A 26252-nucleotide genomic window follows, 5' to 3' on the forward strand; every position below is an offset into this window, starting at 1 on the left:
TCCGGCAAAACTATCAAAAGAAAAGAGGGTTATTATATGCAAAATCCAGTTCCAGTTGTACTATCAATCCAAGATATGAGTTCTATTGGCCGTTGTTCTTTAACAGTTGCTATGCCAATTTTAAGTGCCTTCGGTTCTCAAGCAGTGCCATTTCCAACAGCACTTTTATGTAATCATCTGGAATATCCCAATTATGAAATGGTCGATTTCTCTGAACACCTTCGTCCTTTCATGGATTGCTGGGAAAAAAATAATATTACTTTCGATGCTATCCAAAGTGGCTTTTTAGCTTCACCAGAACAAATTCATATTGTTATTGAAGCGATTAAGCGCTTTGGCAAAGATAAACTCATCATCGTTGATCCTGCCATGGCCGATGATGGCAAACTATATTCTGTATATAATGACACCATGGTACAAGAAATGAGTAAACTCATTGCCCATGCTCATATCATTAAGCCAAACTATACGGAGGCAAGTTTCCTCTTAGGACAACCTTATGAGCCAGAAAGTGTAGATGAAGCAAAAATTCGTCAACTATGTAAAGAACTTCATAAATTAGGACCACGTCATGTTATTATGTCAGGTGTCCCTCATACCTCAGAAGCTATCGTTGCTGTATATGATGGAGAAACAGATGATTTACAGCTTGTGAGTACTACCTTAGTCCCAGTCAAAGCACATGGAACAGGCGATATCTTTACAGCCACCTTAACGGGTGCTTTAATGCAAGGGTATGATACATTAGAAAGTGCTAATATTGCCGCTAATTTCACTACTGATGCAGTAAAATATACACATGAAACTATTGGTTCTATGCATGATGGTTTATTATTTGAACGCCTCCTAGGACGTTTAAGCAATTTAATTAAATAAAAAGACTAAAGGAGGTCTAACCATTGAAATTTTCTATTCGTGATGTTATTTATATCGGTATGCTATCTGCCCTTTGTGCCTTAGCTACCACTCTATTAATTCCGTTACCTACGGGTGCTATGGTTCATCTTGGCTCAGCCGCCCTCTTCACTATTTCCGCCTTATTTGGCGGTCTCTATGGTGGTCTTGCGGGCGCTATCGGCTCTGGCCTTTTCGACCTTGTTATGGGCCATTCTGCGTATACCCTATTTTCAATTGTTATTAAAGGGATTTCAGGGCTATTAGTAGGCTATCTAGTAGTTGGCTTTAGACCCAATCCTCGTAAAGCGCGTGAGTCTAATTGGCTCCGCCTCCTAGCTGCTATGTTAATTGGCAGTGTTTGGACTGCACTGGGCTATTTTGTAGCTTGGCACTATGTACTTAATAGTTTTGCCGCTGCAGTTAGTCGCTTACCTGCCACATTCTTAACTAGTGGTGTAGGTATCTTAGTGGCCTTCTTCTTAGTAAGAGCCCTACGGAATGTCATTCATAAGTAGATATAAAAAGGCTGTCATCAAATGTGTATTCTATGCTACATTTGATGATAGCCTCTTTTATTCTGACTTTTATTATAACTTTTAATTTATCTTTTATTCTATCTTTTTTCTATCTTTTATTGTAGCCGTTCTTATGCTTATTAACGTGTAACTTCACCTACTACTTATTTTTTCTAGTCACCAACTACTATCTCATGATATAATAATAAAATTGAAGAACTAGAAAAGGAAGATTTCATGGATGTTTTATTTAATATAGGTCAAGCATTTCTAATGGGCCTAATTGCCTTCGCCATTACACGCTGGGGCTATGTCAACAATATACAAATATTATATCTCCACGGTAGACTTAATCGACTACAATTCTTATTAGGTCTTATAGCCTTAACATTTGCAGTAAGTCTATTTAATAATTTAATCAATACTATGATGGCCAATGTAGTTATATTAATTTCCTATTGGGGGGTTCGCATATTAAGCTTTTTGGGTCATGCTGTAATTTTGTCCCTCTATTATGTACTCTATGCTCGGCGCTTACAAGATTTCTCACTTCATGGTATTATCGGGATTTGTTGGTGTATCTTTATCGCCTTTACCTATCCCTATTTACCTATAAAATCAACTAGTGCCGCGTTTATGGTCATTATTTGGCTTGTTAATTTTGTATTACTCGTTATCCCTGGTAGTGGTAAACCAAATCGCTATGGAATGCCTGCGATTTGGCCACAAAAACGTGTACGAATGCAAAAAGAGCGATAGTCTTATGTAGTAATCATTATTGCTAAACAATATAGATTACGAGTGAGACTATCGCTCTTTCTTTTTACCTTCGTTCGTAAGTTTTTAATGTAAACACTAATTCATTAATAGACGCACTTAAAGAATCCATTTTATGTTCCAGCCGAATCAGTAGATAAGCGGCTACAACCATTGGAAATCCATAATTCGCCGTAGCTGTTAAGATGGCTTCCATAAAAACACCTCCTCACTGTTATACATTCCAGTGAGGAGGTGTTGTAAAGATTACCTAATAAGCAACATCCATTCTAATAAAGTACAGACGATATAGGCAATAATAAATTTAATTTTTTGTTTACGATCACGATCTTCATCAGCAATTTTTAAGCGTTGTGCCAAAAAGCGTTTATCTCGAATTTGAAGTAATAAGTCACGAATACTAGCTTGACTTTTTTCATCGACCTCTTTGCCATTCTTTTTCAAAGCTTGTTGTTGAATTAGAATGCGGCGCTGTAGTTTACGCATCTGTATCTTAATATTATTATGGACAAACACACTTTGCCATTTTTTTCGCGAATCAAAGTACATATAAATATACCTTGGAATGTTCATCACAATAAAACTAATACACAGAATACCTAAGGAAATTAAGAAGTATGTTGAAAAAGAAAATTCAATCGTTTCTGTTGGTAAATAGTGATGTAAGATGACAAAACTTATCCAAACCCCGATAGGCAATAGTAAAGCTGCTGCCATATCAATGGAACGAACCCAACTCGTTTTGACGGGTACCTCTGGCACATTGTAAGTTTCTACTTCATCACGAAAGGCATAATATTCTAACCGTAAAACAGACTGCTCTGTGCGCGCATTAATTAAAATGGCTGGTCCTTTTGCTTCAGGGCAACGATTAGGCCAAGAAATTAAGCGACGAATCGGACTATCTGGGGCTAAATCAAAACGAATAATCCCCTTCTTTTCAAAACGAACTGTAGAACTATCTTCGCCAATTTCAAACGGATTAAAGAATGTACCTAAAAGGCTTAAACTCCAATTGCCCATTAAATGAACAATCGTATTTAAAATAAAGCCGCCCATATCGACATCGGACATATTAAGTTTCACAGAAAAGCTTGATGCATAATCATCAAACCACAAATCTTCAATGGTAAATTCTATGGTAATTACGTTACCTAAGGTAGTAATAATCCCTAGATACACTTTATTATTTGCTTCAAATTCAAATGTAACAGAATAAAACAACCAATGATTGCGCAATTGTGCTTTGAGGATACGATTGATCGCATCTTCTTCTACATTAATAATGCGATGATCATATAAATCGACCTCACTCGGTGTCGACGGCGTTGACTCAACTGGCACGGGCGTAGCAGTTTCAACTGGCTGCTTGCGTGATCTAGCTGTCATCGATTCTGCTATCTCCAATAATCGCGTGACTAGATTATTCATAACGCCTCCTATGGATTTAGCACATTGTTAACATTCCAATTATACCATGAAACGTCCTTTTTTTGAACCTTTTAAAACTATACCGTTTCCATTGATAGTCTACGGTATGCATAAAAAGCACCTCGTTTTGCCATCAACTCATCATAAGAACCATCTTCTACAACCCGACCAGCTTCAATAAATAAGATGCGATCCATCTTTTCTAAGCCACCTAAATGATGCGTAATATAAAGCACCGTTTTATCTTTCATAAGAGTATATAAGGAAGCCTGTAATTCCTGACGGACAACTTGATCAAGACCTTCCAATGGTTCATCCAATAATAATACAGGACTATTACGAAGCCATAAGCGAGCCAAGGCAATACGCTGTCTTTGACCACCACTTACGCCAGCGCCGCCACTCCCAATGATAGTCTTTAGGCCTTGTGGTAAAGATGTCACCCACTGTGTAAGGGCCGCAAATTCTAGTGCTTTCGCCAATTCTTCGTCGGTAGCTGTCGGTTTAGCTAAGCGAATATTATCCTCTACTGTAGCATGGAATAAATAGGTATCCTGAGTTAAAGCGCCATAACAAGCTCGAGCGGTAGCAATCGGCATGTCTCGCAATTCTTGATTATTTAAATAAATATGGCCTTCATATTCATAAAAACGTTCTAGCATCGTTAATAAAGTAGTCTTACCAGAACCACTCGGCCCTACAATGGCGACTTTTTCCCCCGCCTTAATATGAAGGGACATGTGACGATACACATATTCTCTATCATAAGCAAAACTCACCTTGTCTAAGCGGATGCCGATTGGTCGTCCTACTTTCTCACTAGCATCTTCACCAACTACTGATTTGGATAAATTATGACTAGCTGCCACATCAACAACTGCTGGTGGTTGCTCGGCTAATTGAACTAAGCGTTTCATAGCGGCTAAACTTTCACGCCCATGATACCAAGCAATTGTCAATGGCCCTAAAGCTTCAAAGTAAGACTGCAAAGAAATCGCCACTACAGCAATAAAAATCCCCGTCTGCTGACTGCCATGAGCCAAAGGAATCATAATAATAGCCCCAGCAACCATAGTAAATTGAGTAAGACCAAGGAATAATGTATCGCCTAAATTAGTACCACTATGAACTCGACTTTGTGCGGCAGTCAGTTTCTCAAATTGCTGACTAACTAACTGAGTAACACGAGTTTCTTGCTTGTACGTAATAATATCCATAATGCCAGCTAAGCTTTCTACAATCGTTTCTTTAATTGTACTGCGCTGCGCTAATACAGCTTCCGTTGCCATCTGATTATGACGATACACCAAGAAAGGAATAACTATAGCCCCTAAAAAGAACGCCAAAGCTAGTAACCAGACTAAAGAATAGCTAAAGAAACTCAAAAAATAAAAACCCAAGGCCGTTAATAAAACAGCCCCTACTGGTGGAATAATGACACGTAAATAGAAGAATTGCAAAGTTTCAATATCTGCCATAATACGTCCCAAGATATCTCCTGAACCAAGACGATTTAATGCAGCTGGCATCAATGGTTCTAACTTTTGATAGAACCATACACGTAAGCCATAAAGCCCTTGAAATGCCATATGATGCGATACATAACGTTCTACATAGCGACAAACAGCACGGCTAATACCAAAGAAACGAACGCCTACAATGGATAAACTCAATGCCGCTAATTCAGGGCGTAAAGCCGCTGATGTTATCAACCAAGCTGACGTAGTTAAAAGTCCTACATTCATAAATACGGTTAAAAAGGAAAAGAGTAAGCTTAGCCATAAAGAATTACGTGCTGGCCCTAATACGGCAAACAAGCGACGTAAAGAATCAAACGCAGATATGTCTTTATTAACTTCAACTTTCGCATTCTTTGTTTCAGTATCTGTACTAAAGCCGCTAACCTCTGCTGAGGAATCGCCAGAAGTAGTCCCTATACTAGCCTCACCAGAAGTAATAGCTATACTAGCCTCATCATAAGTAGTATCCTCTACTTCAACAGGAGGAATTATGCCTCCACCTAGGCCTGCTTTAACTAATTCACTAAAATACCCTTGATTATTCACTAATGTTTCAAAAGGCCCTTGCTCTACCAAAGCACCTTCTTTAAGCACTAATAAACGATCAGCCCAACGCATAGTTTGCAAACGATGACCAATGAGTAATACAATTTTATCTTGCATCAACCGCTGTAAAGCGGTAGCCAAACTTTGTTCAGTCGCCACATCCAAATGGGCAGTTACTTCATCAAGCACCAAAATAGGTGATTGTTTTAAAAAGGCCCGCGCTATGGCAATACGCTGCCGTTGGCCCCCTGAAAGACCTAAGCCACCTTCACCAATTAATGTATCAAGACCTTGAGGCAATGAATTGACAAAAGACTCTGCTTCTGCTGCCACTACCGCTTGCTGAATGGCTTCTTCTGAAACAGTTTGCCCAAATGCAATATTTTCACGCAAAGTCCCTCGGAACAAATGAGGCTGCTGAGGTACAAAAGTAACCGCATCACGCCATGACTCACTTGCTAGCTCCAATAAGTTTGTGCCATCTACTAAAATTTCACCAGCCGTTGGTTGCATGAGGCGCAATAATAAATGAGCTAATGTACTTTTACCAGCTCCGCTACCACCAACTAACATCGTCACTTCACCACGACGCAACGTGAAATTAATATTTTCTACAGCCCAAGCCATATTACTATTGGATCGAGCGGAATCCCCTACCTTATGACCTTGCCCATAAGCATATGAAACATTATTAAATGAAATCGACTCTATATGAGTAGCTGGCTGCAAGGAACCTGTAGTTGGTTCTTCAATAGGCAGTGCTAAAAAGTCATCAATTTTAGCTAAACTCACTTGCCCCGCCATCCCTGTATGGAAGGCTGCCCCCAATTGGCGCAAAGGTGCATAAAACTCAGGTGCTAATAAAAGGACAAAGAAAGCTGGTAAAAAAGTTTCATGTCCATACAATAAGGCCATCCCCATATAGACAGCAATAAGGGCCGTACTAATTGTGCTAACTAATTCAAGAACTAAAGCCGACAAAAAAGCCACCCGCAACACGCGTAGCGTAGAGTCTCTAAATTCGGCTGATAAACGAGCAATAACCTCTACTTGTTCTTCCGAACGGCCAAATAACTTAAGTGTAGCAATCCCTTGAAGCACATCAAGGAAATGGCCGCTTAAAAAGCTCATGCGCTCCCATTGTTCCTTATTCATAGATTCAGCTTTTTTGCCAATCAAAATCATAAAGAAAGGGATTAATGGAAATGTAATTAATAAAATAATAGCAACCCAAGGCGCAGCATCAATGATAGCAATCGCCATGACCAAAGGTATCATCATAGCGTAGAGCATCTGCGGTACATAGCGAGCGATATAAGCCTCTACATTTTCTAAGCCATCGGTCATTAAATGGACCACATCACCATGTCGTTCGCCAGTAAAAGGCCCCAAATCTAATAAATGATACCATATTTTTTGTCGTAAATCTTGCTTAGCCAAAACAGCTAAATGCCCTGCGGTCCGTTCTTGGCAATACGTGGCAACCATCCGTACTATAATAGCACCAATAAGACAAAGGATTGTTCCCCACACAGCCTCGAGCGACTGACCTTCAAAAAACGTTTTTTCAATCAATACTGCAAAGAACCAGGCTTGCCCTACAATGCCCAATGTTCCTAGCAAACTAAAAATCCCTAAACCTATAGCCTTTCCCTTAAACCGAAGTAACTCTTCACGAGCGGTTTTGACTATCACAGAAGCCTCCTACTATAAAAAAGGAAATGCACATGTTACGATGTGCATTTCCTAACTCTTACATAATGCGTATCATTTATAATACACAAACTCATTATGTCATTAATCACTGCTCATTAGCAGTTTATTAGCAATTAATTCCTAATTAATCGCCCCAAAGCACAAAGCCGTCATCATCTTCATCAGGAATTTCAACTTTTTTAGGTAATGTTTTCGTAATAACATCACCAGTGGATGCATTAATCAATACATCTTGCTGGACAAGGCCTAATTTATCATCTGTATGATAAATTGTCACTTCATATTTAACATTGCCTTCTTCAGCTTCAAGTTTCCAACCTTTGCTAAGCGCATCGCCACCAATATTAGCAACAGCTACGGCTTCAGCTTTCTTAGGTTCAATCACGTTCAATGGATTGAATACTTTATTTGGAATATCTTTTTCTTTGCCATCAACTTCTTCTTTTAATATTTTAGAAGTAATAACATCTACGGAAATTTTATACGTATTTTTTAATGTATAGCCAGTTACTTCATAAGCAAAACGGCCACGATCTGGTTTCAAAGCAATAGAATGAACTGCCGAATTTGGATATTTTGCTAGAAAGATTCCTGCCACTTGGCGCATTGTCAAAATCATAGACTGATTCGGACCTTCAACAATTATTGTAGGATTCATATCCGCCGCTGCCACTGGTTGTGGTACTGCTATAGACGCTATGCCTACAGCAAATGCGCAAGCTAGCACGCTAGCGAAAGATTTCTTTTTCATATACTAACCTCCTGGACATATGTATACGTTGTTATTCTTTAAGTATACCATAGAGACTTATGAAAACTCAATTTTGAATCTAAGTTTAAATTTTATGCCTCTTCCAAACGTTTATCTACATCTTCTTTAAGCAATTTGTAAATAGTTGCTGCCAATGGCACACTTAATAAAATACCTGGTACACCATATAAAGTGCCACCAATTGTAATCGCTGCAAATACCCAAATACCTGGAAGCCCTACAGAACCACCAACCAAACGGGGATAAATAACATTACCTTCAATTTGTTGCATAACCACAAGAACAATAATAAAGATTAATGCATCCATCATACTTACGGATAACAGCATAACGAGTCCCATAAATCCGCCTATATAAGCACCTAATAAAGGTACTAATGCGGTTAAACCAATAACGCAGCCAATGGTCATAGCATATGGTACGGAAAGACACCATAAGCCAATCCCCACCATGACACCAAGAATAACCGCATCTAGAAATTGTCCTACAAAGAAGCTACTAAATACTTGGCTAGCTACACGCCATACATGAACAACCCCACGTATATGTTTTTCTTTACCATAAGCGCGCGCTAATCGTCCAAACTGACGGCGTAAGGCTTCTTTATCCAACAATACATAAATTGCAAAAATAAGACCAATGACTAAGTTAAACACCATTTCAAAGGCATCGCTCATAGTCTGCACAATATATCGTCCACTATCAGCCCCAATTTGTCGCAATTGTTCTACAATATTCTCGGTTGAAATGGAATTCATCACATCAGCCGTTGATAAATATGGTGTATTATTAATAAACTGATTTACCCATTTAGACGATTCTTTATACAAATCTGGCAAAGCCTGTACGATAATCCCTAACGAATGAACTAGCTGTGGAATCGCCATACGACCTACGAGGAAAATAGCTAACAATACTGCTAAAATGGCTAAAACTACGCATACCGGCCGTCTTGTGGCATGTTGCCAACCACTCACTTTCGTAGGGAAATAAATACGCTCAAATCGTTTTACAATAATATTTAAGATAAACGCAATTAGAACTCCCCAGATAAGCGGCATAATCGCATTCATCGCCATACGGAAGGATTCCAATACAGAGTCAAATTTGATTGTAAATAATAAAACTAAACCACTAAGTATAATTAAGCCTATAATCGACTTATACTCTTTAAAAAAATTCATACGCCTCTTTCCTTACACTTATTATATTGTATTGTTAAACACTCGACTTCATATCAGTAAACATAACTAGCATTGAATTATGCAAATAGTGCGTCTAAACCCGCTTCATCTAATATAGTCCCTACTGTAAATGGACCAAACAAACCAAAACGAGCACTTACTTCATCAAAACGCATTTCATTAACAATTTTCTTAAACTGTACTGCATCATCAGACATAAGGGTAATACCCCATTCCCAATCGTCAAGACCGCAAGCCCCCGTTGTAAATTCTTTAATCGTTTCTTCGTACTTCTTACCAATTTGGCCATGGGAACGCATCATACGACCACGTTCAGCACGATCAGTCATATACCAGTTATCCTCTAAATTACGTCGTTTACTCATAGGATAGAAGCACATATATTGTAAGCGAGGAATATGTGGATATAAACGAGCCTGCACTTTTGGATGATTAATATCCGTTCTCATATAATTGCTTACTTCAATAACCGACACAAAGGAAGCGGTTGGCTCTAACACAGCACCAATTGCCAATTTACGAAGGGCGATTTCTTTGGCTGTTACAGCTTCTAAAGTTGGCTGTAAGAACCAAATCATAATGTCCCCTTTACCACCGGCTACATTATATAAAGCATAACTTGATGTTTCCGCTTGATGTTCTGCTTCTAACTCTGCAATAAAGGCTTTAAACTGTGCTAAAGCTTTTATCTGGCGTTCAGTATCCCAGGACTGCCATTTTTCAAAATTAATTTTATATGTTGCATGAATACTAAACCAGCCTTCATAAGTAAGAACCGCTTTTTCATCAACACTTGCAGCATCACTATGTCCAACGTGACCTGGATGGCCCATATGTTGTTCACTCATTATAAATTCCTCCTTAAACATATCTATTTTTATATTTTATTACAAATTAACGTTCATTAACCATATGCTGTACTAATTCCTGAGCTTGACGCACGCCATCAGGCATGCCCACTCCATCAAAAGGAGTACCAATCATATGTAACCCTGGATAGGCTTTAGCCGCATAATCTTTTAAACGCCCTACCAATTCACGATGTCCCACCTTATATTGTGGCATACTTTTATTAAGTCGTGTTAATTCCACCCAAATCGGCGTTGCTTTAAATTTCATAATACGCTGGATTTCACGGATAGCTAATTCTTTAAGAGCCTCCTCATCAAGACGTTGTACTGTATCATCACCAGGCTTACCCATAAATACCCGCAATACAACTTTATCTTGTGGCGTTGTCTGTGGCCATTTAGCGGTAATATATGTACAAGCCGTTAACGGCGTTTCACTCTTACGCGTAATTACAAAGCCCGTGCCATCTAGCGGAGCATCAAAGCTAGCACGATCAAAGCCCATCACGGCAATTGCACAAGATGATAAGTCCATATTCATTAACTGTTCAAAATGTTTATCTTCAGCAAACCACGCTTTATAACTCTGTGGTGGCGTAGTAATGATAACATCATTGTATGGACTTTTAACCGTACCACCAAGCACGTAACCTTGGGATACCTTTTCAATGGATGTCACAGGCGTACTCTTATGAAGCGTAACATTAGCTGGCATTTGCCCAACTAAGGCATCAATAATAGATTCTAAGCCTCCTGTGAGTTGACGGAATTGACCACTCGGTTTAATATGACTATTCGCCCGTTGCTTACGCGCAGCCAGCATACCTTTAACCATATTCCCATGTTTTCGCTCTAAGCTATGAAACTCTGGAAAAGTAGCATCTAGGCTAAGTTCATAAATATCGCCCCCATAAATACCTGATAACAGAGGCTCTATCAATTTATCCATCATCTCTTGGCCCAAATGGTATTTGAAAAAATCACCAATGGACACATCCCCATCCGTAGGGTATGGGCTTTTGAAAAAGTCTTGCATAGCCCGAATTTTACCAGGCCAGGATAACAAGGTCGACTTAGCAAAGGGTACAAATTCTGTAGGAATGCCCACAATAGCACCACCAGGCAAAGGATACATAGCGCCACGGTCATAAATAAATGCCTGACCAGTCGCATTTGTTACAATCGTATCACCTAGACCTAATTCATTAATTAAGTCAGTCATCGCTTGCTTACGCGCTAAATAGGAGTCAGGCCCTACTTCTACAACATAACCGTCTACACGTTTTGTCTTTATTTTACCACCAAAGCGGTTATCTTCTTCAAATACATCAATTTGCCAGTCTGGTTTGGCTTGACTTAAATAATAGGCTGCACTTAGCCCTGTCAAACCGCCACCAATCACAGCTACTCGACTCATTCTTTCACCTCGTCTTTTATCGGTAAATGTCGCACTGCCTGTGCCATAGCCTTTACAAAGGTTTCATCTGTATTTGGCATGGACACACGCCAATAGGACACATTTAATTCATCACAAAGCGCCTTACACGCTATATCATTATCATAGAGTATCTCTAAATGATCACATACAAAACCTATAGGCACATACACAATAGCGTCAGCTTCTTGTGCTACTTTTCGTGTCACTTCCATTACATCAGGCGTTAACCAGTCACCACGCACACCTGCACTTTGCCAAGCCATCTCATACTTCGTAAGCCCCACTTGTTCAGCAATACGTTGAGCCGTAGCCTCTACCATTTGAGGATATGTATCCCCCATATGAATTACATGATAAGGCAAGCTATGCGCTGTAAAAATAACCGCCACATGCTGCGCCTTCACCTTAGCCAATGTCTGAGCTAAAGCCTTGCTCCAGTACACTAAGAATTCGGGCTCCTCATTCCAAGCCGTTACCTCACCAATAGATAGACCATAGCGAGCTGCTCGACGTTTAGCCCGTTCAAAATATGAAGCTGTAGCAAACATGGAGAAATACGGAGCCATAACAATGGCAACTGCCTCCGTCAAACCAGCCTCACCCATAGCAGATACAGCATCTTCAATAAATGGTGCCATATGCTTATGACCAATAAATAATTCGTACTCTACAGTTTCACTTGTTTCATTGAGCTGTTTTGCTAATAACTCCGCTTGTCCCTTTGTAATAGCTGCTAATGGTGACAAGCCTCCAATAGCCTCATAACGGCTTTTTAAAACGGCTACCTCAGCCTCCGTCGGGGCATAACCTCGACGAATACTTGTATAATACGGCATTAAATCCGCTTCTGTTTCGGGCGTACCATACGCCATCACTAATAAACCTATCTTTTGTTTCATCTCGCCCCCGTTAGCAACTCGATACTTCATGCACATACGTTACAATCCGTTTGAGCACTTCCGGATTCGCTTCTGGTACCACCCCATGGCCTAGATTGAAAATGTGCTTACCATGAGCCTTACCAGCTGCTAAAATGCAATCAATTTCACGCTGAATAATCGGCCAATCAGCAAATAAATAGGCCGGATCTAGATTACCTTGTACAGCCTGTGTAATACCCATAGCCTGCGCTTCTTCAATGGAACAACGCCAATCAAGACCAATTACGTCGACAGGCAATGTTCGCCATTGAGGTAATAAATGATATGTACCTACCCCAAACATAGTAATCGGCGTTGTCGGATATTTAGCTTTTAATGAGGCAATCAACTCTTCCATAAATGGATAAATTCGAGTGGCATATTCACTAGCACTTACAGCGCCAACCCAAGAATCAAAAATTTGTACAGCACTCGCACCTGCTTCAATCTGTGCCCCTAAATAAACAATACTCATGGCCGTTAATTTAGCCATCAACGCATCCCATAAATCAGGACGAGCCACTAACATTTGTCGTGTTTTTTGATACGTTTTAGAAGGACCACCTTCTAGCATATAACTGGCTAACGTAAAGGGAGCGCCACCAAATCCAATAAGTGGCACTTCTAATTGCTCTTGTGTCAAAATGCGAATTGTTTCTACTACATGCGGCAATGAAGCTGCCACATTTAATTCCTGCAAAGCTTCAATATCTTCAGCAGTACGAATCGGGTTGCCAATTACAGGACCAATGCCAGCTTTTAATTCTACATCAACTCCAATAGGCACCAATGGAGTCATAATATCTTTGTATAAAATAGCGGCATCTACATCATATTCTTCTACCGGTAAGCGTGTAATATAAGCACATAATTCCGGTTGTTGGGTAATCTCGAACAAGGAGTATTTTTCCTTAATACGGCGATATTCAGCTTGACTGCGACCAGCTTGTCGCATAAACCATACAGGGCAATGAGTTGTTTCTTCCCCGTGGATTGTTTTTAAATATGTCATATTCATAGTTAGTCCTTTAGTTATCTAGTGTCAACCAGTTAGTTTGACCTAAAAGTTTGACATTGATTTATATATAGATTTTCTATCTTCAGTTGCTTTTCCGTACACACTATATATCATTTTGGTATCTGCATGACCTACTTGAGGTGCTATATATTCAGGTTTGATACCATTGTGAAGACACATGGATATATAAGTATGCCTTGCGATGTGTGGAGTTAACCTGTGAGGTAGTCCAATAGCTTCCCCTGCTTCTCTTAGTTCTCGTCTAAGTACCTCATAGTTAACATGTGAGATATTCCACTTGTTCACTATAACCCACTTTGTCTTAGCAGTCTTCATTGCTTCTTCCAAAAGTTTCCATAGGTACTCGTCATACACATACACTTGACGCTTACTGTAGACATTCTTAGGGTCTTTCACGGTGTACCCTACATCAGTGTACCCTATGGCTTTAGACACATCAATAATTACTAAGTTGTCATCTAGTAGTTCTATGTCTGTCCATTGGAGTGCCAATGCTTCACCCGCACGTACCCCTGACTTGAATAATAAGTGTATACATAACTCTAATCTATGAGATACAAAGTAGTCAAAGACATCATGTAGTTGAGATTTTGAAAGTGGTACACGTTTGTCTAAGTGGTTTTGCTTAGGATATTCTACAAATGGTCTTAGGTCTTTCTCAAGGACTTCACTGGTGTACAGTGTTTTTAATGCTCTTGTGATAATTGCCTTGACGGTCTGTACGTTGCTGTGTAGGTGTCCTCTAGTAAATTCATTGAGACACTTAGGGTTTATCTTAGACACTGGTACTTTTTTAAAGAAGTCTTTTAAGTGTTTGTCTATAGCGGTAACGTATTGAAGTCTTGATGAATCTGTTAAGTTCTTATTGGTTTTGTAGAGGTTTCTACAGTACCAATAGAAGCTATCATGATATTCGTCAAGTTCCCTTTTGGTCTTCGCTATGTCACCCCGTTCAGCTATCCACTGTTTCCTAAGTTCTTGACAGGCTTCCCTTGTGGGTAGACCAGTTGATTTCCTATATATTTCCTTTCCATTGTCATCGTAACCTATCGGAAACTGTGAAAGATAATAATAGGTCTTACCATTAGGCTTAGTGATTTTATTAATTTTTCCTGTGCTTATCATATGGTGTCCTTTCTCATGGACTACCACTGAACAACGACTACTTATAGCATATCGTTTAGGATAAAATTTGTAAAGGAATTTACTATATATTTCTTCAGTTAATATAAAGTGTCCCCTTTCATCTCTCTCAACGTCTTCCATTTGTTTTAGTTTTTTTCTTATTGTCGCTTCGGTAACGTTAAGGTCACTTGCAATATTTCTTACTGTTAGCATGTAGCACTTCCTTTTAAATAAAAAAAAAAAGACCCCTACATTACTCTTGTAAGAGTTTTGCAAGGGTCTTCAGGAGAACCGATATTTATTTAACTGGTGGGGTTTGTCTTTAGGGTGACGCATGGAAACCCCTATATGAACATAGTGGGTTCCCCTTTAGTACACTAAAGGACTTCTCACCAGTGGTAAAAGGGTGGAGATACTTTAGTAAGCTAAAGGACATTCCACTAGAATCTATAGGTATTCTATATGTATATACCTTTTGCTTTCTTTTATTTTCCCTTTCTCCAATTAGTGTGCCAATTAAAAGTGTATATAGTGTTCCAATTACATTAATCAAAAACATAATTAGTTAATTCGTCCACTGCCACTAGAATTTCTTTAAAAAGTTAAATCTGCCCCTAGTGTCAGCTTCTTTATCTTCTTTCCACATAACACCTCTATCAGGGTCTAACCACTGTTCCAGTTGCTGTTCAATGATTTCATCTCTACCAAACTGCTCGTCCCTATCCATTTGTTCAATCCAATATTTGACTGCCATTGTAACTGCGTCAAGTCTATCATCATGAGCAAGGCTACCCCTATCTCTACTTAAACGTGTCATTTGGTAGAACAATGAATACTGTTGGTTCATCTCATACACTGAAAAGTCATCATGGATAACTTGAGTGTTCACTATGAGTTTGTGTCTCATCATTACTGGTTCAAGAGTGTCAATAATACGTGCTTCCTTTTGTGCATAGTTTTTAACCTCACTGATAGTACAAGGGTGTGTACGAATAACCACTGGTGTAAACAATTTGGTAAACATACCATCACCAAAGTTACCCTCAATGACTATCTCATTGACACCGTGATATTTTGCTTTGTTAGCTAACTGCTGTAAGACACTATCAGCGTACCCATCACGATACCCACCAACTTCCATGAGGAACAAGTAACCATTGAGATACTTAATGACTGCATAAGCGGTTTCGTCCTTACCTCTACCACTGGGATCAATCGCCATGACTGTCCCACTGTATGGTAAGGTGTCTGTACTGCGACTGTTAGGTTCGTGGTAATAGTCACCTTTAAGACCAACACAAGGCACATCAGCAAGCCTGTGCATTCGTTCATTAGACCAACTGTAGGTGATACTGGCTTCATTAGGGTCAAGGCTAGACACAATTAGGTCTGAAACCTTCAATGGGTATTTCTCAACATCACTTAAATTAGTATTAAGCATAAACTGTAAGGCGAACCCTGCTTTACCATAAGACAACCTACGTTTATATATTTCTTCCTCATTGAAACGTTTTGGGTCTGTTGGTTTTCCAGACCATAGTTCAGGGTCACTATCGTAACGGTCAGCAATTACTTTAGCTAAACGGTCACCATAGAAGTCCCTTTCGCTTTGTGTTTCAGGATACATAACTGTCCATATGCGTGCCTGATAGCCACGATTAAGTAACTCATTGTACAAACTCATTTCATTTTGAGGTGTACCCAAATAAATAATGAAGCCATCAGGTTTGATAATAGCGTCAAACTCTTTTACGGCTTCGCCTAGTTTATCCCTTTGAACTTGTGTACCACTGTTGTTAGGAATTTCAACGTCATCTGCCAATAGAATATCTGCACGACTACCAGTGATTTGTCCTGTGATACCCACTGATTTAACTGATGGGGAAATGTCAGGAACTGCTTCGCCAACATCAAATTGGTTCTGTGTGTCACGTTGTCCTCGTCTTGGTAGCAGGTGTTCAAGGAAGTCAAGAGTACGAATGATACTCCTAATGAATACTGCATTGGCGTCTGCACGGTCTTTACTAGCAGAAACAATTTCAATCTTTAACTGTGGGTCACGCCACAAAGACCACACACAAAAAGCACAACTGATAAATGACTTAGCTACCCCACGAAACCCTTCAATGATAAATCGGTCATTCGGTAAGTTCTGTAGGGTGTGTGCAATGTCATACTGTAGTTCAGTAGGTTCAGGTAGACCAATGGCTTCCCATACCATAAATAGAAAGACACGAAAGTCTTCCTTAGCTTTTTGAACCTGTTCTTTTGTCCACTGCGTACTTGCCATTAGTCTATATCCTCATCATCAAAAATAGGAATTTCTTTAGGTGTAGCGTTGACTGCTTGAGTGACAATAGTTGTAAGGTTAGAAGTCGTTTCAAGTCTATGGTCTTTCATAAACCGTCTGACTTTCTCAAGGAATGCAGGATTTTTTCTAAGTTCAGGGTCTTCTAGTCCCTCTTTAAGTGCCATTACCTCGAGTTCTGCTATTGTGTCTATTTCAGCCCGTCTATCAAAAACTTTAGGTTTATTATCTTTCATATCTTCCTTTCTATGCCTGTAGAACGCCATATGAGCGCCTGCACTACTATTCAGGTATTAAATCCTTAGAAGTATCACAAACGCTCTCTACGGCTCTTCTAGCGCGCTTATTTTAGATGTAATAGTTAGAACCACTTTGTAACTGTGGCTTCAATTCGTTTATCTTTGTCATTTTTCTTTGTCCATAGTTCAGCCTTTAGGTCTACATCAAATTCTCGTGTCTGATAACTCGCACGTACACCTACGGTAATATCCTGTGTACCTCTTGTCAGATCATTCTCAATGTAGACACCTTTTTTAAACTTTGGCTGTTCAGGTACGGTCAATTTGAGTTCTACTTGTCGTTCTTCAGTAACTACCAGTTTTCCATTGTCTAACTTGTGTGTTTCTTTAACGGTATCAGTGGGTACTTCGTGCTTAGTCCCATTGATAGACACAACGATAGGCTTAGGTTCAGACACAACTTCTACATCTGCGTCTACTGGTGAAGTCTTTGGAACATACTGGTAAGTAGTCTTGGTGGTTGTCTTGTTGTCTACTTTAACTTGGTCTTTCTTGATTTCCTGTTGTATTTGTTTGGGTGGCTCTTGTGGAGCATTTGAAAGATAACCCCACAAGATAGACCCTATTAGTGAAATAAGAAGAATACCAATAATTAAGTAGACAATCTTTTTAAAGTCCCCACTCATGAGCGTACTCCATGGCTCTTGCACGAATACTATCACCTAGACCATACAAGTCCCATCGCATATCAGGGTCATCACCATAGATACCATACCCGTCAATATCAGCGACTTCTGCATGGGTCATTACACGATAACTTGAAATAGGAACTCCTAGTTCAATACATAGTTTTGCCACAACTTTAGACATCATGTCTAACTGGGCGTCTGTTGGGGGAAACCCTTGATGTCTTACGTTACCATTAGTATCAATAGAAGACCCTAATGCACAATCAAGGGCTATACCAATACTGTTACTGTTTCTACGCCATGTGTGAGATTTGTAGTCTAATAGACTGTCCATGTCAGTCCAAAGATTACCTACGTCATCAATATTGATGTGATAAGCACCAAAGGCTTGGTCGTATCGTCCTGCTGTCCAGTGCAGGTAAATATTATTGATTTGATAAACGGCTTCTCTTGTATAATCACTTAGTTCGTAAAAATCAATTTGTCTCATTACTTGTTGTCATCTTTCCTTTCTACACTATCTTGAGATGGGTTCACACCAAATTTACGTAAGACTGCCAATAGACCGTCACGTACAAAACTTGCTTCTTTAACTCCCATCTCTTTTAGGTTTTCTACAATAGAAAAGCACTCAGCTACCACTACTGTTAAGTAGATGATAAAACTGAGTGCTTCATCGGCTAATATTCCATTGATTTTAAAATCAGGAAACAAATAGACTGCAATGGCAATAACCACTGCTGTTCCATATGCTTTTGATTTCTTTCCTATTTCTTCCCTGAATTTACGGCTTTCAAGGTAGCCATCTTGCCATGCTCTAAAGAATAGACCACGAAAGGTATTAACGAAACTACATTCTAAATTGTGTTCTCTATTGTATTTGTCAACAATGACAAACCATTTAGTAAGCACATCGGTAAATACAAGAATAGCAATTAAGAGTGTCATGCTGATTGCATTGTAGAGTGCTTTATACGGAATACTAATTTCCAATACTTACTCCTTTCTGTTTTCTTCTTGTACCTTTGTAAGATTAGCTACTGTGTCTTTGTATTCAGTCGCTAGTTTTTCTGTGTCAGACCCCATGAGTACTGCCCCCATGTAAGCGTTCTTAATTGTTTCAAGTTTATGTAGTAGTTCAGCTTCTTTGTCTATTGGTACGACTTCTTGAGTAACTGGTACTACTTCATAATAAGCTTCATGTTCTTTTATAGTTGCTTGGTTTTCGTTACACCACAAAGCAACTTCCGTGTACTTATCCATGTTGTCTTTGTATATCTTTGTTCCTATCATGCTTTCCACCCCTGTGCTCTCCATGTCACACCTACATAATAATCAGCTCGAGTTCCAATATTGGATGTATCTACAGAAAACTTTGTTTTATCATATTCATAAAAGTGTGGTAGCCTAATATTGCTAAAGTTACTTCTTAAAGAAAATGTAGTAGTAGGAACGCTTCTAAAAGCTTTAGGGTACGTTACAGTTGTATTGTGGTATGTTACAACACTTATACTTGGGGCTTTTTCTTTCATAACATCTACTGTCCCCCCCATTTCAAGCCAACCATCAGACCATTCACGCCACCATGTACTACCACTTGTACCAGTATTAGTTACACATCGTCGATTTTTAACTGCTACTTGTTGAACGTAATCTTGTGTTGCTATTACACCTGATTCTTTAGGTATATTTAATTGGTATACATTAACGCCTTTATCTGATTGACTAATCAAAGAACCTAATCTGTCCCTATCATTAGGTGCATTTTCTAAAAATAATTTATAACCTTGTGGATTAACTAGCTGAATACTACTGAAGTTACCTGTACTAATAGTTAAGTTGCCTGTTATCGTACCGCCTGTTTTCAATAATACGTCATCTAATGTAGCAACTGTCCCGCCTTGTTTAGGAAAGTTAAAATAGTATTTCCCTTTCTTTTCAATGGTATCATACAGAAATAATGAAGCGATAATATCTCTATTATCAGGTTTACCTTCCAATATCAACTTATTTCCTGTTGTATTCTCAAGGATTACTCCGCTAAAGTCACCACTTTTTATGATAGGGTTGCTTGTAAAAGTACCACCATTTATGGGCATTTTAGTATCTAACTCAGACTTAGTTTTTTCTAATTCATATGAGGTAGAAGTAGTAAAGCCCTCTAATTCATTTTGGAGTACCTTAACAGTATCTTTATCAGCCTTTGTTTCAAGGATAGTTGCTACACCTTCTCCCCACGAATTGAACTCCTCTTGACTAGCTTTACTACCAATCAAAGCTTCCATATCATTCAACACATTGGAGAAATAAGTAGTGTCTACTTTATTACCTAGTTCTTTATTAATGTTAGCTAACAGACCACCATGGGCATTGACATCAGTATCATGTGAGTTGATAGCGGTAGTCAATGCGTTTCCCATTTCTTCTAATGCTTCATTAAAAGTTGTATTAGTAATGAAGTCACCACCACTGGCTTCCTTAGCTTGTTCTGCATAATACTTGGAAAGTGTCGCACTTGATTCACTTTCAGTAGCTTTTTGAGTTGCAATGTTAGCACTGTCTACTGCTGTGGTTGCACTGGACACTGCGGTAGTTGCATAATTGTTAGCACGGTTAGCTTGTGATTGAGCATTGGTCGCACTGGACTGTGCATTATAAGCACTGGATAAAGCACTCTTAGCACTATTCTCCGCACTCGTACTGTAACCCCTTGCACTATTCGCACTTGCCACTGCTGTGTTAGCATTTGATACTGCTGTATTAGCACTATCTATTGCCGTATTTGCACTGGCTACTGCTGTATCTTTATTAGCTTCAACTTCTTTTGCTGTAGACACAACTGTACTCCACTGGGTGTTTACTACTTCACTTTTTGAAAGTACAGTGCTGTGTAATGCTTTAGTTTTATTGTAGAGTTCACTAGTTTCGTCACGGTCAAGTTCAATATGTTCATGAATAGATTCAATGGTCTTTAAATGGTTAGCAATGGTTTGTCTGTCATCACTCGTTTGGTTAGCCATTTGACTTGCAAGAGTAGCACTACTGGTAGCACTTTGAGCCTGCTGTGTAGCTACTTCCGCTTTTTCTGTAGCGGTATTCGCTTTAGCTGTTGCAATGTTAGCTTGATTAGTTGCTACATCGACTTTAGCTTGAGAAGCATTTAAATACGATTCCTGTGTCTTAGAAAGCCACCCTAGATTAACTGCATGGCTACTTTCAGTAGGGTCAGCAACATTCTTAATCTGTTTTCGTCTAGCGTCCCACTTCATATCTAATTTGTCTTCACGAATACCGCTATCTAGTAATTCATCTTGACTTTCTTCGTTAATGTGTAGAATTTGAGTATTAAAAAGGTTCATATCCTTAGCCCTTAAAATACTACTGTCGTACCATTCTACAGTTCTATCAGTAGGGGTAGCACGATAGATTAATAGTAACGCCCCTTGAGGTGGATTGTTAACTAATGTTAGGGTATGACCTTTTACTGTGTAATCAGTACCCCATTGAAGAACTTGAGTGTTATTAATAGTAGCCTTAACGTATCTACTATTGATGTAGTCAAAGGCAAAATTATAGTTCTTCTGACTATTTGAGCAAGTCAAGTATACTTTCGTTCTGTACGTTCTGTTGTCTGCCATCTCGTTCCTTTCTTTGTTCTATCTTCTTCTTATTTCTATCTTCACGCTTCTTATGAATTTCTTTCCTACGTTCCCTTTCAAGTTCAGCTTGGTCGGCTGTGATAGACAAAATACCCTTAACTGGTAAGTATCTATCAATAGGGAATAAACGCATTAGTGGATCATAGTCAGCTTCCTTGTTTGACATTAGGTTAGCCATAGCTTCAGGTACACTTGTGATACCATTGAAGGCTCTGTACGCACTCTGAACGGCAGGAAACTGGGTAATAATGTTGTAATATGGGTTATCACTTTCAGGCATACGGTCTACAGTAGTACGATTTGATGTACCACCTGCGAACATCTCATAGCCATCGTTGGCGAAAGATAGACCACTTAAGACACTACTTCTCATAAGACCAGTAGCTATTAGTCTTTCAGGTGTGAGTGTCTTATCAAGGTAAGCCTGTCGTTTTTCTTCATTGTCCCCAAAATACTTATAAGAATTGAAGAAGACCGATGTAGCCCACACTGCACCATTACTCAATGCTGTACTCATAAGTAACGTAAAGTTTTCCCGTTCGTTATTGTTTAAGACACGCCCTAAGTGATTGTTGAGGGCTACTTGTGAGAAGTTCTTGAACTGCCACATGATACCTTGTACAAGACCTGCCCACCCTGTTTTCTTTCTTGCATTGTTCCAAAGTGACGGCTGTAGGATAGCACGTTGACTACTTAGGTCTAAGAATGTTTCTAACTTCATGTAGCTAGTCATATCCTCGTCTTGCCACTTAGTCATTGCTTTAGATAGGGCGTCTTTTTCATCACCTAGATTCAATAAGCGTTCCTGAAGTATCTTCTTGAAAGCTGATGGGTCTGTAATTCCTGCTTCAGCTAAGTGTCTATCACTGAAAAGCTTCTTACGTAAGAAGCTATTGTATTCCCCTCTAGCCCACATCATCATTTCAGGAAGAATATCTGCTTTAATTCCTGATACACTCAAATGTGTCATCTTAGTAATTTGGTTAATTGTGGAAGTAAACTTCGCTCCAAAGTCAACAACACTTTCAATTCCCCCTAAGGCTTTCATCATGACACCTTGTTGTTCTGCTTGTGTACCAAATGCATTCCGTTTAAGTTGTGGATTAAACCAAATGTATTCGGCTAATTGGTGTCCTAAGTGATAGTCTTTAAAGTGGCGTAACTGTTCAGCACTGAAGTCTTTAGAGTATTTCAACTTATGGATTAAGTCATGCAATGCAGGTACATAGTGAGTTAAGGCTCGTGAACCTACTACACTTAGTCCACCTACCATTTCTGCCACCTGATTGACACCAAAGTTAAGACCATTTTGTCTATAAGATTCCGTTAATAAAATCTTCTTGAACATGTCAGGGACATCTTGTGGTCTAACTGCTTCAGGGAATATCAAGACACCACCGCTTACATTGTGGAATACATCTTTGAGTTCCTCTAGTTCCCGTGTCATTTGTGTAGAGGAAATTGTACGGTTCTGTACGGCTTCTGCTAGTTCACCCTCTACACGTTCATAAATCTTTCTTAGGTCTGTCACTGGGTTAGAAATACCTATACGATTTAACGCCATTGCACCACTGGAACGATGAGCAACATACGCCATGATAGACCCTAAGTCTTGATTACGTAAACTGTCGTTAAACGTGAAGACTTGCCCATTAGGTAACTTAAATAACTTGTTGGTGTCCATAGGAATACGTGACTGGTAGTAACCCATCTTGTCTGATCCTATATGAATATCACTCATTAAGTCATCTTGTCTTCTTGTTACTTGTTCCGCCCAATGACCCGCTACAACATTCTGAAAGGCTTCATCATCATTGACTAATAGGTCATTCTTAATGAAGTTCTTCATATCATCAAGAGTGTTGAAAGAGTATGGGTGTCCCTCTACGACTTGACCTATCTTAAATTCAAGACCACGACTACGCATAATCGCTTGTGCTTCCACATCAGACAAATCAAGATTCATTAGGTACTCTTGACGATATGCAGGTGTAATATCTTCCCATTGGATTGATTCTTTGGCAACCGTACGCATAAAACTAGAAAATTCTTCGTCATTGTTGAATACTGTACGTAAGACACCTTGCTTGTCATAGTCTATCCTTCGCCATAACTCGCCTGCCCCTTGGAAGTCTTTAGGAAGCGTCCCATTTAACTTATGAAGTCTTAGGTCTAAATCACGAAAGGCTTTAACCGCTTTGACTGCTTGATTAATGCTTGGACTATCAGACACATAGTTTTCTACGTTATATGGGTTGTACAAACTGTCATAAACTCTACTTACTTCCTCATTGAATTTTCTACGAACATTATTAGTAACATTAATATTTCCAGTATCAATACACCATTTTTTGAATGCATTCATAAGGTCAACTTGGTGTTTCGAATACTTGTTCATTAGGTTTTGCTTAATCATAGACACTGGTGGAACAGTTTGGTTGTTATTAGCCCGTAACCGTGGGTCAATCCCCATTGTTCTTGCTATTTTGTTCATTGTCTTCGATGGTGAATTAATAAAGACACCATATCGATTTCCAATCCAACTACTTGTTTCTAATTTACGTCCTGATACTTTTGCAATACGATTCCCTGACAACTGCTGTTCGTCATCTATCGTTTCCTGCTTGCGGATATTACCTTTGTTATTTTCAGCTCTACCCTGTTTCTCATTACGGAACACATCAGGAAATTCCTCGTCTTTTGCCATTGCTTTCGCAATATCTTCAGGGTCAGCGAAAATAGGGTCATCATTTAATGCTTTAGTAACAAGACTATTAGGGGAATGATGAACACCATTAAGGAACACACTGCCATCATTAAGGTGTATTTCAAGGTCATTAAAAGTACCGCCTGATTTGATGTGTCTAGCAACGTCTAAAAATTGAGCGCCTGTCAGCTTACCACCAACGATTCCCTCAAAGTATTCCTGAATTGCGTCTGTCTTAGCATGCTTATTGTAAGCTACTGCGTGTTTCGCCATGTCCTCAATGGTGTTAAGACCATAAGCGTCCATTAGTTTGACTAACTTAGTTGGTCTTAAATACGTACCATCAGGTTCAGTATGCAGGTACTTCAATAGAGTATCACCAGTGATTTCACCTTTAATCTTTAGACCATAGCGGTCATTCAAGGTGTCTACAAGACCCTTACGGACTGGTTCGGTCTTCTTTGACGCTACTGCTATAACTTCTCCTAAGAGGTCATCATCAAGAGGTTTAAGCCCTGATAAAGGTTTAACCACTGGGGCTTCCTTAGTAGATGGTGGTATGTCCTTAACTTCAGTTACTGGTGGTTTCTTTGGTTTTACACCAGTTAGATTCTCAATAGCTTTGTTAGCGGTATTGTTTACTTCGTCCTCAAATTCAAGTTCGTACTTACCTTTGGGTGTCGGTTGATTACCTCGTGTACGCATTCTACGTTGAATAAAAGAAAGACCTGCCCCTGCACCAGTACCTAATAGGAAAGACAAAGCATAGTTTTGGTTATTCCAGTATCCTGTCTTATTAGCAATATATTGGTCACCCACATTAATTAGACCATTAGTCAATCCAATTTCAGCTAATTGTGCTAACTGTGAGCCTGCTAATTTACTTGCTAATGCTCCCCCTGCTTTACCTGCAAGTTTAACTGCCAATGCTTCTTGACCTATTAAAGGTACAAAGTTAAGGGGGTCTAATAATGTACCTGCTACTGTACCAGTTATACCCATTACAGTAGTACCACGTCTTTCAATACGTTCTTCCCTATCAAGGTCTTCGCCTTTCATTTTTGCAAGTGCCAGTAATTGGTTTCTGTCCCATGCTTCTGATTTGATGTTCTCAAAGGTTTCATAGCGTCTACCAGTTTTTGACTGATAGTCTGATTCAGAAAGACCGAGATTAGCTAGTGCTTGCTTTAAAGTATAGTCATCAAGATTTGATAGGTCTTCTCTTGGTGTCCCCATAACAGTATTATTATCAGCTACTAAGGCACGTCTAACAACACTAACTGTACCATTGTTATACCATGAGTCTAAAAAGCTATCCGCAAAAGAAGATAGTCCGCCACCTAGTTCTGTAACGTTTCCCTTACTGATATTCTGCCAATCACTGTTTCTGTCTAAATACCCATCTTCGCCATATGGTGACACTGGGGCATTCTGCATTACATACAATGGGTTTACACCACCATAATAGTTAGTGTTCTTCCATTCTTCACTTGACGCACCATACATACCCGCTATGTAGTCCTCAAGAGGAGCTGTAAAGTACCCATTATCATGGAGAATAGTAGCGTATTCTTCAATAGACTGTGCGTCATAAATTGCAGGATAGTGATTGAAGAAGTCATTAACAATAGCGTCTGTATATTCTTCAGGTGTACCAAAGACACGATAATAATTAGTACCACCATCAGTTTGTCTATTTTCTTCCCCATTAGGTTCTGTTTGGGTTAAACCACCAAAGTTATTATTCTCTCTAGCTAACCTAGAAGTACCATAGGTAGATTCAAGATTCATTTGGGCTACTGCATAATTCGCAAATCTTTCAGTCTTACCGTATTTTGATTGAAGTAACCTACCTACTTCTGCAATAAAGCCATTTTGTTCTATTGCTTCCACTCTCC

21 protein-coding genes are annotated in these 26252 nt (G+C 39.2%); 3 read left to right on the forward strand and 18 right to left on the reverse strand.

The genetic code is table 11. From position 1 onward, the window contains the following. Positions 1-36: 36 nt before the first annotated feature. The 3 genes from NFR27_RS06860 to NFR27_RS06870 all read left to right on the forward strand — a co-directional run bounded on the left by NFR27_RS06860 (position 37) and on the right by NFR27_RS06870 (position 2171). Positions 37-876 carry a pyridoxamine kinase gene (locus NFR27_RS06860; protein WP_251443592.1) on the forward strand — a complete coding sequence of 280 codons (840 nt, stop codon included), beginning with the start codon at positions 37-39 and terminating at the stop codon, positions 874-876. A gap of 23 nt (positions 877-899) precedes the next feature. Continuing rightward, positions 900-1412 (forward strand): ECF transporter S component, encoded by a 513-nt coding sequence (locus tag NFR27_RS06865; RefSeq protein WP_251443595.1) that lies wholly within the window; start codon positions 900-902, stop codon positions 1410-1412. A 237-nt stretch (positions 1413-1649) separates the two neighbouring features. Further along, complete coding sequence (locus NFR27_RS06870) at positions 1650-2171, forward strand: DUF805 domain-containing protein (protein ID WP_251443598.1); 522 nt, start codon at positions 1650-1652, stop codon at positions 2169-2171. A 64-nt stretch (positions 2172-2235) separates the two neighbouring features. Here NFR27_RS06870 and NFR27_RS06875 read toward each other — a convergent pair whose 3' ends face one another. The 18 genes from NFR27_RS06875 to NFR27_RS06960 all read right to left on the reverse strand — a co-directional run bounded on the left by NFR27_RS06875 (position 2236) and on the right by NFR27_RS06960 (position 26247). Then, complete coding sequence (locus NFR27_RS06875) at positions 2236-2385, reverse strand: YvrJ family protein (protein WP_251443601.1); 150 nt, start codon at positions 2383-2385, stop codon at positions 2236-2238. A gap of 50 nt (positions 2386-2435) precedes the next feature. Continuing rightward, the gene (locus tag NFR27_RS06880; RefSeq protein ID WP_251443604.1) at positions 2436-3620 is read right to left on the reverse strand and encodes a hypothetical protein; all 1185 of its coding nucleotides are present in this window, start codon (positions 3618-3620) and stop codon (positions 2436-2438) included. 77 nt (positions 3621-3697) lie between these two features. Further along, positions 3698-7381: a thiol reductant ABC exporter subunit CydD gene (cydD, locus tag NFR27_RS06885; RefSeq protein WP_251443607.1), complete on the reverse strand. Its 3684-nt coding sequence runs from the start codon at positions 7379-7381 to the stop codon at positions 3698-3700. Positions 7382-7526: 145 nt separating this feature from the next. After that, entirely contained in the window at positions 7527-8153 is a 627-nt protein-coding gene (locus tag NFR27_RS06890) for a PepSY domain-containing protein (RefSeq protein ID WP_251443610.1), read from the reverse strand. 92 nt (positions 8154-8245) lie between these two features. Then, the gene (locus NFR27_RS06895) at positions 8246-9358 is read right to left on the reverse strand and encodes an AI-2E family transporter (RefSeq protein ID WP_251454794.1); all 1113 of its coding nucleotides are present in this window, start codon (positions 9356-9358) and stop codon (positions 8246-8248) included. Positions 9359-9435: 77 nt separating this feature from the next. Continuing rightward, positions 9436-10227, reverse strand: coding sequence for a hydrogen peroxide-dependent heme synthase (hemQ, locus tag NFR27_RS06900; protein WP_251443615.1), 792 nt, complete (start codon positions 10225-10227; stop codon positions 9436-9438). 46 nt (positions 10228-10273) lie between these two features. Continuing rightward, positions 10274-11647 carry a protoporphyrinogen oxidase gene (gene hemG / locus NFR27_RS06905; protein ID WP_251443619.1) on the reverse strand — a complete coding sequence of 458 codons (1374 nt, stop codon included), beginning with the start codon at positions 11645-11647 and terminating at the stop codon, positions 10274-10276. Then, the gene (hemH, locus tag NFR27_RS06910) at positions 11644-12567 is read right to left on the reverse strand and encodes a ferrochelatase (protein WP_251454796.1); all 924 of its coding nucleotides are present in this window, start codon (positions 12565-12567) and stop codon (positions 11644-11646) included. The genes hemG and hemH overlap by 4 nt, the downstream gene beginning before the upstream one ends. Before the next feature lie 10 nt (positions 12568-12577). After that, on the reverse strand, positions 12578-13606 hold the full coding sequence (gene hemE, locus NFR27_RS06915) for a uroporphyrinogen decarboxylase (RefSeq protein ID WP_251443625.1): 1029 nt from the start codon (positions 13604-13606) through the stop codon (positions 12578-12580). 42 nt (positions 13607-13648) lie between these two features. Next, on the reverse strand, positions 13649-14965 hold the full coding sequence (locus NFR27_RS06920) for a tyrosine-type recombinase/integrase (protein ID WP_251454798.1): 1317 nt from the start codon (positions 14963-14965) through the stop codon (positions 13649-13651). A 370-nt stretch (positions 14966-15335) separates the two neighbouring features. Next, positions 15336-17042: a phage terminase large subunit gene (gene terL, locus NFR27_RS06925; RefSeq protein WP_251454800.1), complete on the reverse strand. Its 1707-nt coding sequence runs from the start codon at positions 17040-17042 to the stop codon at positions 15336-15338. Beyond that, positions 17042-17296, reverse strand: coding sequence for a hypothetical protein (locus NFR27_RS06930; RefSeq protein WP_251454802.1), 255 nt, complete (start codon positions 17294-17296; stop codon positions 17042-17044). Before NFR27_RS06930 ends, terL begins: the two co-directional genes overlap by 1 nt. Before the next feature lie 125 nt (positions 17297-17421). Next, entirely contained in the window at positions 17422-17757 is a 336-nt protein-coding gene (locus NFR27_RS06935; protein WP_251454804.1) for a hypothetical protein, read from the reverse strand. Between the two features lie 211 nt (positions 17758-17968). Continuing rightward, positions 17969-18478, reverse strand: coding sequence for a peptidoglycan recognition protein family protein (locus tag NFR27_RS06940; protein WP_251454807.1), 510 nt, complete (start codon positions 18476-18478; stop codon positions 17969-17971). Then, positions 18478-18936 (reverse strand): phage holin family protein, encoded by a 459-nt coding sequence (locus NFR27_RS06945; RefSeq protein ID WP_251454810.1) that lies wholly within the window; start codon positions 18934-18936, stop codon positions 18478-18480. Before NFR27_RS06945 ends, NFR27_RS06940 begins: the two co-directional genes overlap by 1 nt. 48 nt (positions 18937-18984) lie before the next feature. Then, a complete protein-coding gene (locus NFR27_RS06950; RefSeq protein WP_251454813.1) occupies positions 18985-19251 on the reverse strand; it encodes a hypothetical protein in 267 nt (88 codons plus the stop codon). Between the two features lie 26 nt (positions 19252-19277). Then, positions 19278-21626 (reverse strand): phage tail fiber domain-containing protein, encoded by a 2349-nt coding sequence (locus tag NFR27_RS06955; protein WP_251454829.1) that lies wholly within the window; start codon positions 21624-21626, stop codon positions 19278-19280. After that, complete coding sequence (locus tag NFR27_RS06960; protein ID WP_251454832.1) at positions 21574-26247, reverse strand: glucosaminidase domain-containing protein; 4674 nt, start codon at positions 26245-26247, stop codon at positions 21574-21576. Before NFR27_RS06960 ends, NFR27_RS06955 begins: the two co-directional genes overlap by 53 nt. Between the last annotated feature and the right edge of the window lie 5 nt (positions 26248-26252).

This window comes from Veillonella intestinalis, assembly GCF_943192895.1.
In the GTDB taxonomy this organism is placed as follows: Bacteria; Bacillota; Negativicutes; order Veillonellales; family Veillonellaceae; genus Veillonella_A; species Veillonella_A intestinalis.

Bases quoted from the DNA above. Each gene is read 5' to 3' on its own strand.
- NFR27_RS06860 (WP_251443592.1), top strand. From the start codon at position 37: ATGCAAAATCCAGTTCCAGTTGTACTATCAATCCAAGATATGAGTTCT.
- NFR27_RS06870 (WP_251443598.1), top strand. From the start codon at position 1,650: ATGGATGTTTTATTTAATATAGGTCAAGCATTTCTAATGGGCCTAATT.
- NFR27_RS06875 (WP_251443601.1), bottom strand. From the start codon at position 2,385: ATGGAAGCCATCTTAACAGCTACGGCGAATTATGGATTTCCAATGGTT.
- NFR27_RS06880 (WP_251443604.1), bottom strand. From the start codon at position 3,620: ATGAATAATCTAGTCACGCGATTATTGGAGATAGCAGAATCGATGACA.
- NFR27_RS06890 (WP_251443610.1), bottom strand. From the start codon at position 8,153: ATGAAAAAGAAATCTTTCGCTAGCGTGCTAGCTTGCGCATTTGCTGTA.
- NFR27_RS06895 (WP_251454794.1), bottom strand. From the start codon at position 9,358: ATGAATTTTTTTAAAGAGTATAAGTCGATTATAGGCTTAATTATACTT.
- hemQ (WP_251443615.1), bottom strand. From the start codon at position 10,227: ATGAGTGAACAACATATGGGCCATCCAGGTCACGTTGGACATAGTGAT.
- hemG (WP_251443619.1), bottom strand. From the start codon at position 11,647: ATGAGTCGAGTAGCTGTGATTGGTGGCGGTTTGACAGGGCTAAGTGCA.
- hemH (WP_251454796.1), bottom strand. From the start codon at position 12,567: ATGAAACAAAAGATAGGTTTATTAGTGATGGCGTATGGTACGCCCGAA.
- hemE (WP_251443625.1), bottom strand. From the start codon at position 13,606: ATGAATATGACATATTTAAAAACAATCCACGGGGAAGAAACAACTCAT.
- NFR27_RS06920 (WP_251454798.1), bottom strand. From the start codon at position 14,965: ATGCTAACAGTAAGAAATATTGCAAGTGACCTTAACGTTACCGAAGCG.
- terL (WP_251454800.1), bottom strand. From the start codon at position 17,042: ATGGCAAGTACGCAGTGGACAAAAGAACAGGTTCAAAAAGCTAAGGAA.
- NFR27_RS06930 (WP_251454802.1), bottom strand. From the start codon at position 17,296: ATGAAAGATAATAAACCTAAAGTTTTTGATAGACGGGCTGAAATAGAC.
- NFR27_RS06940 (WP_251454807.1), bottom strand. From the start codon at position 18,478: ATGAGACAAATTGATTTTTACGAACTAAGTGATTATACAAGAGAAGCC.
- NFR27_RS06945 (WP_251454810.1), bottom strand. From the start codon at position 18,936: ATGACACTCTTAATTGCTATTCTTGTATTTACCGATGTGCTTACTAAA.
- NFR27_RS06950 (WP_251454813.1), bottom strand. From the start codon at position 19,251: ATGGATAAGTACACGGAAGTTGCTTTGTGGTGTAACGAAAACCAAGCA.
- NFR27_RS06955 (WP_251454829.1), bottom strand. From the start codon at position 21,626: ATGGCAGACAACAGAACGTACAGAACGAAAGTATACTTGACTTGCTCA.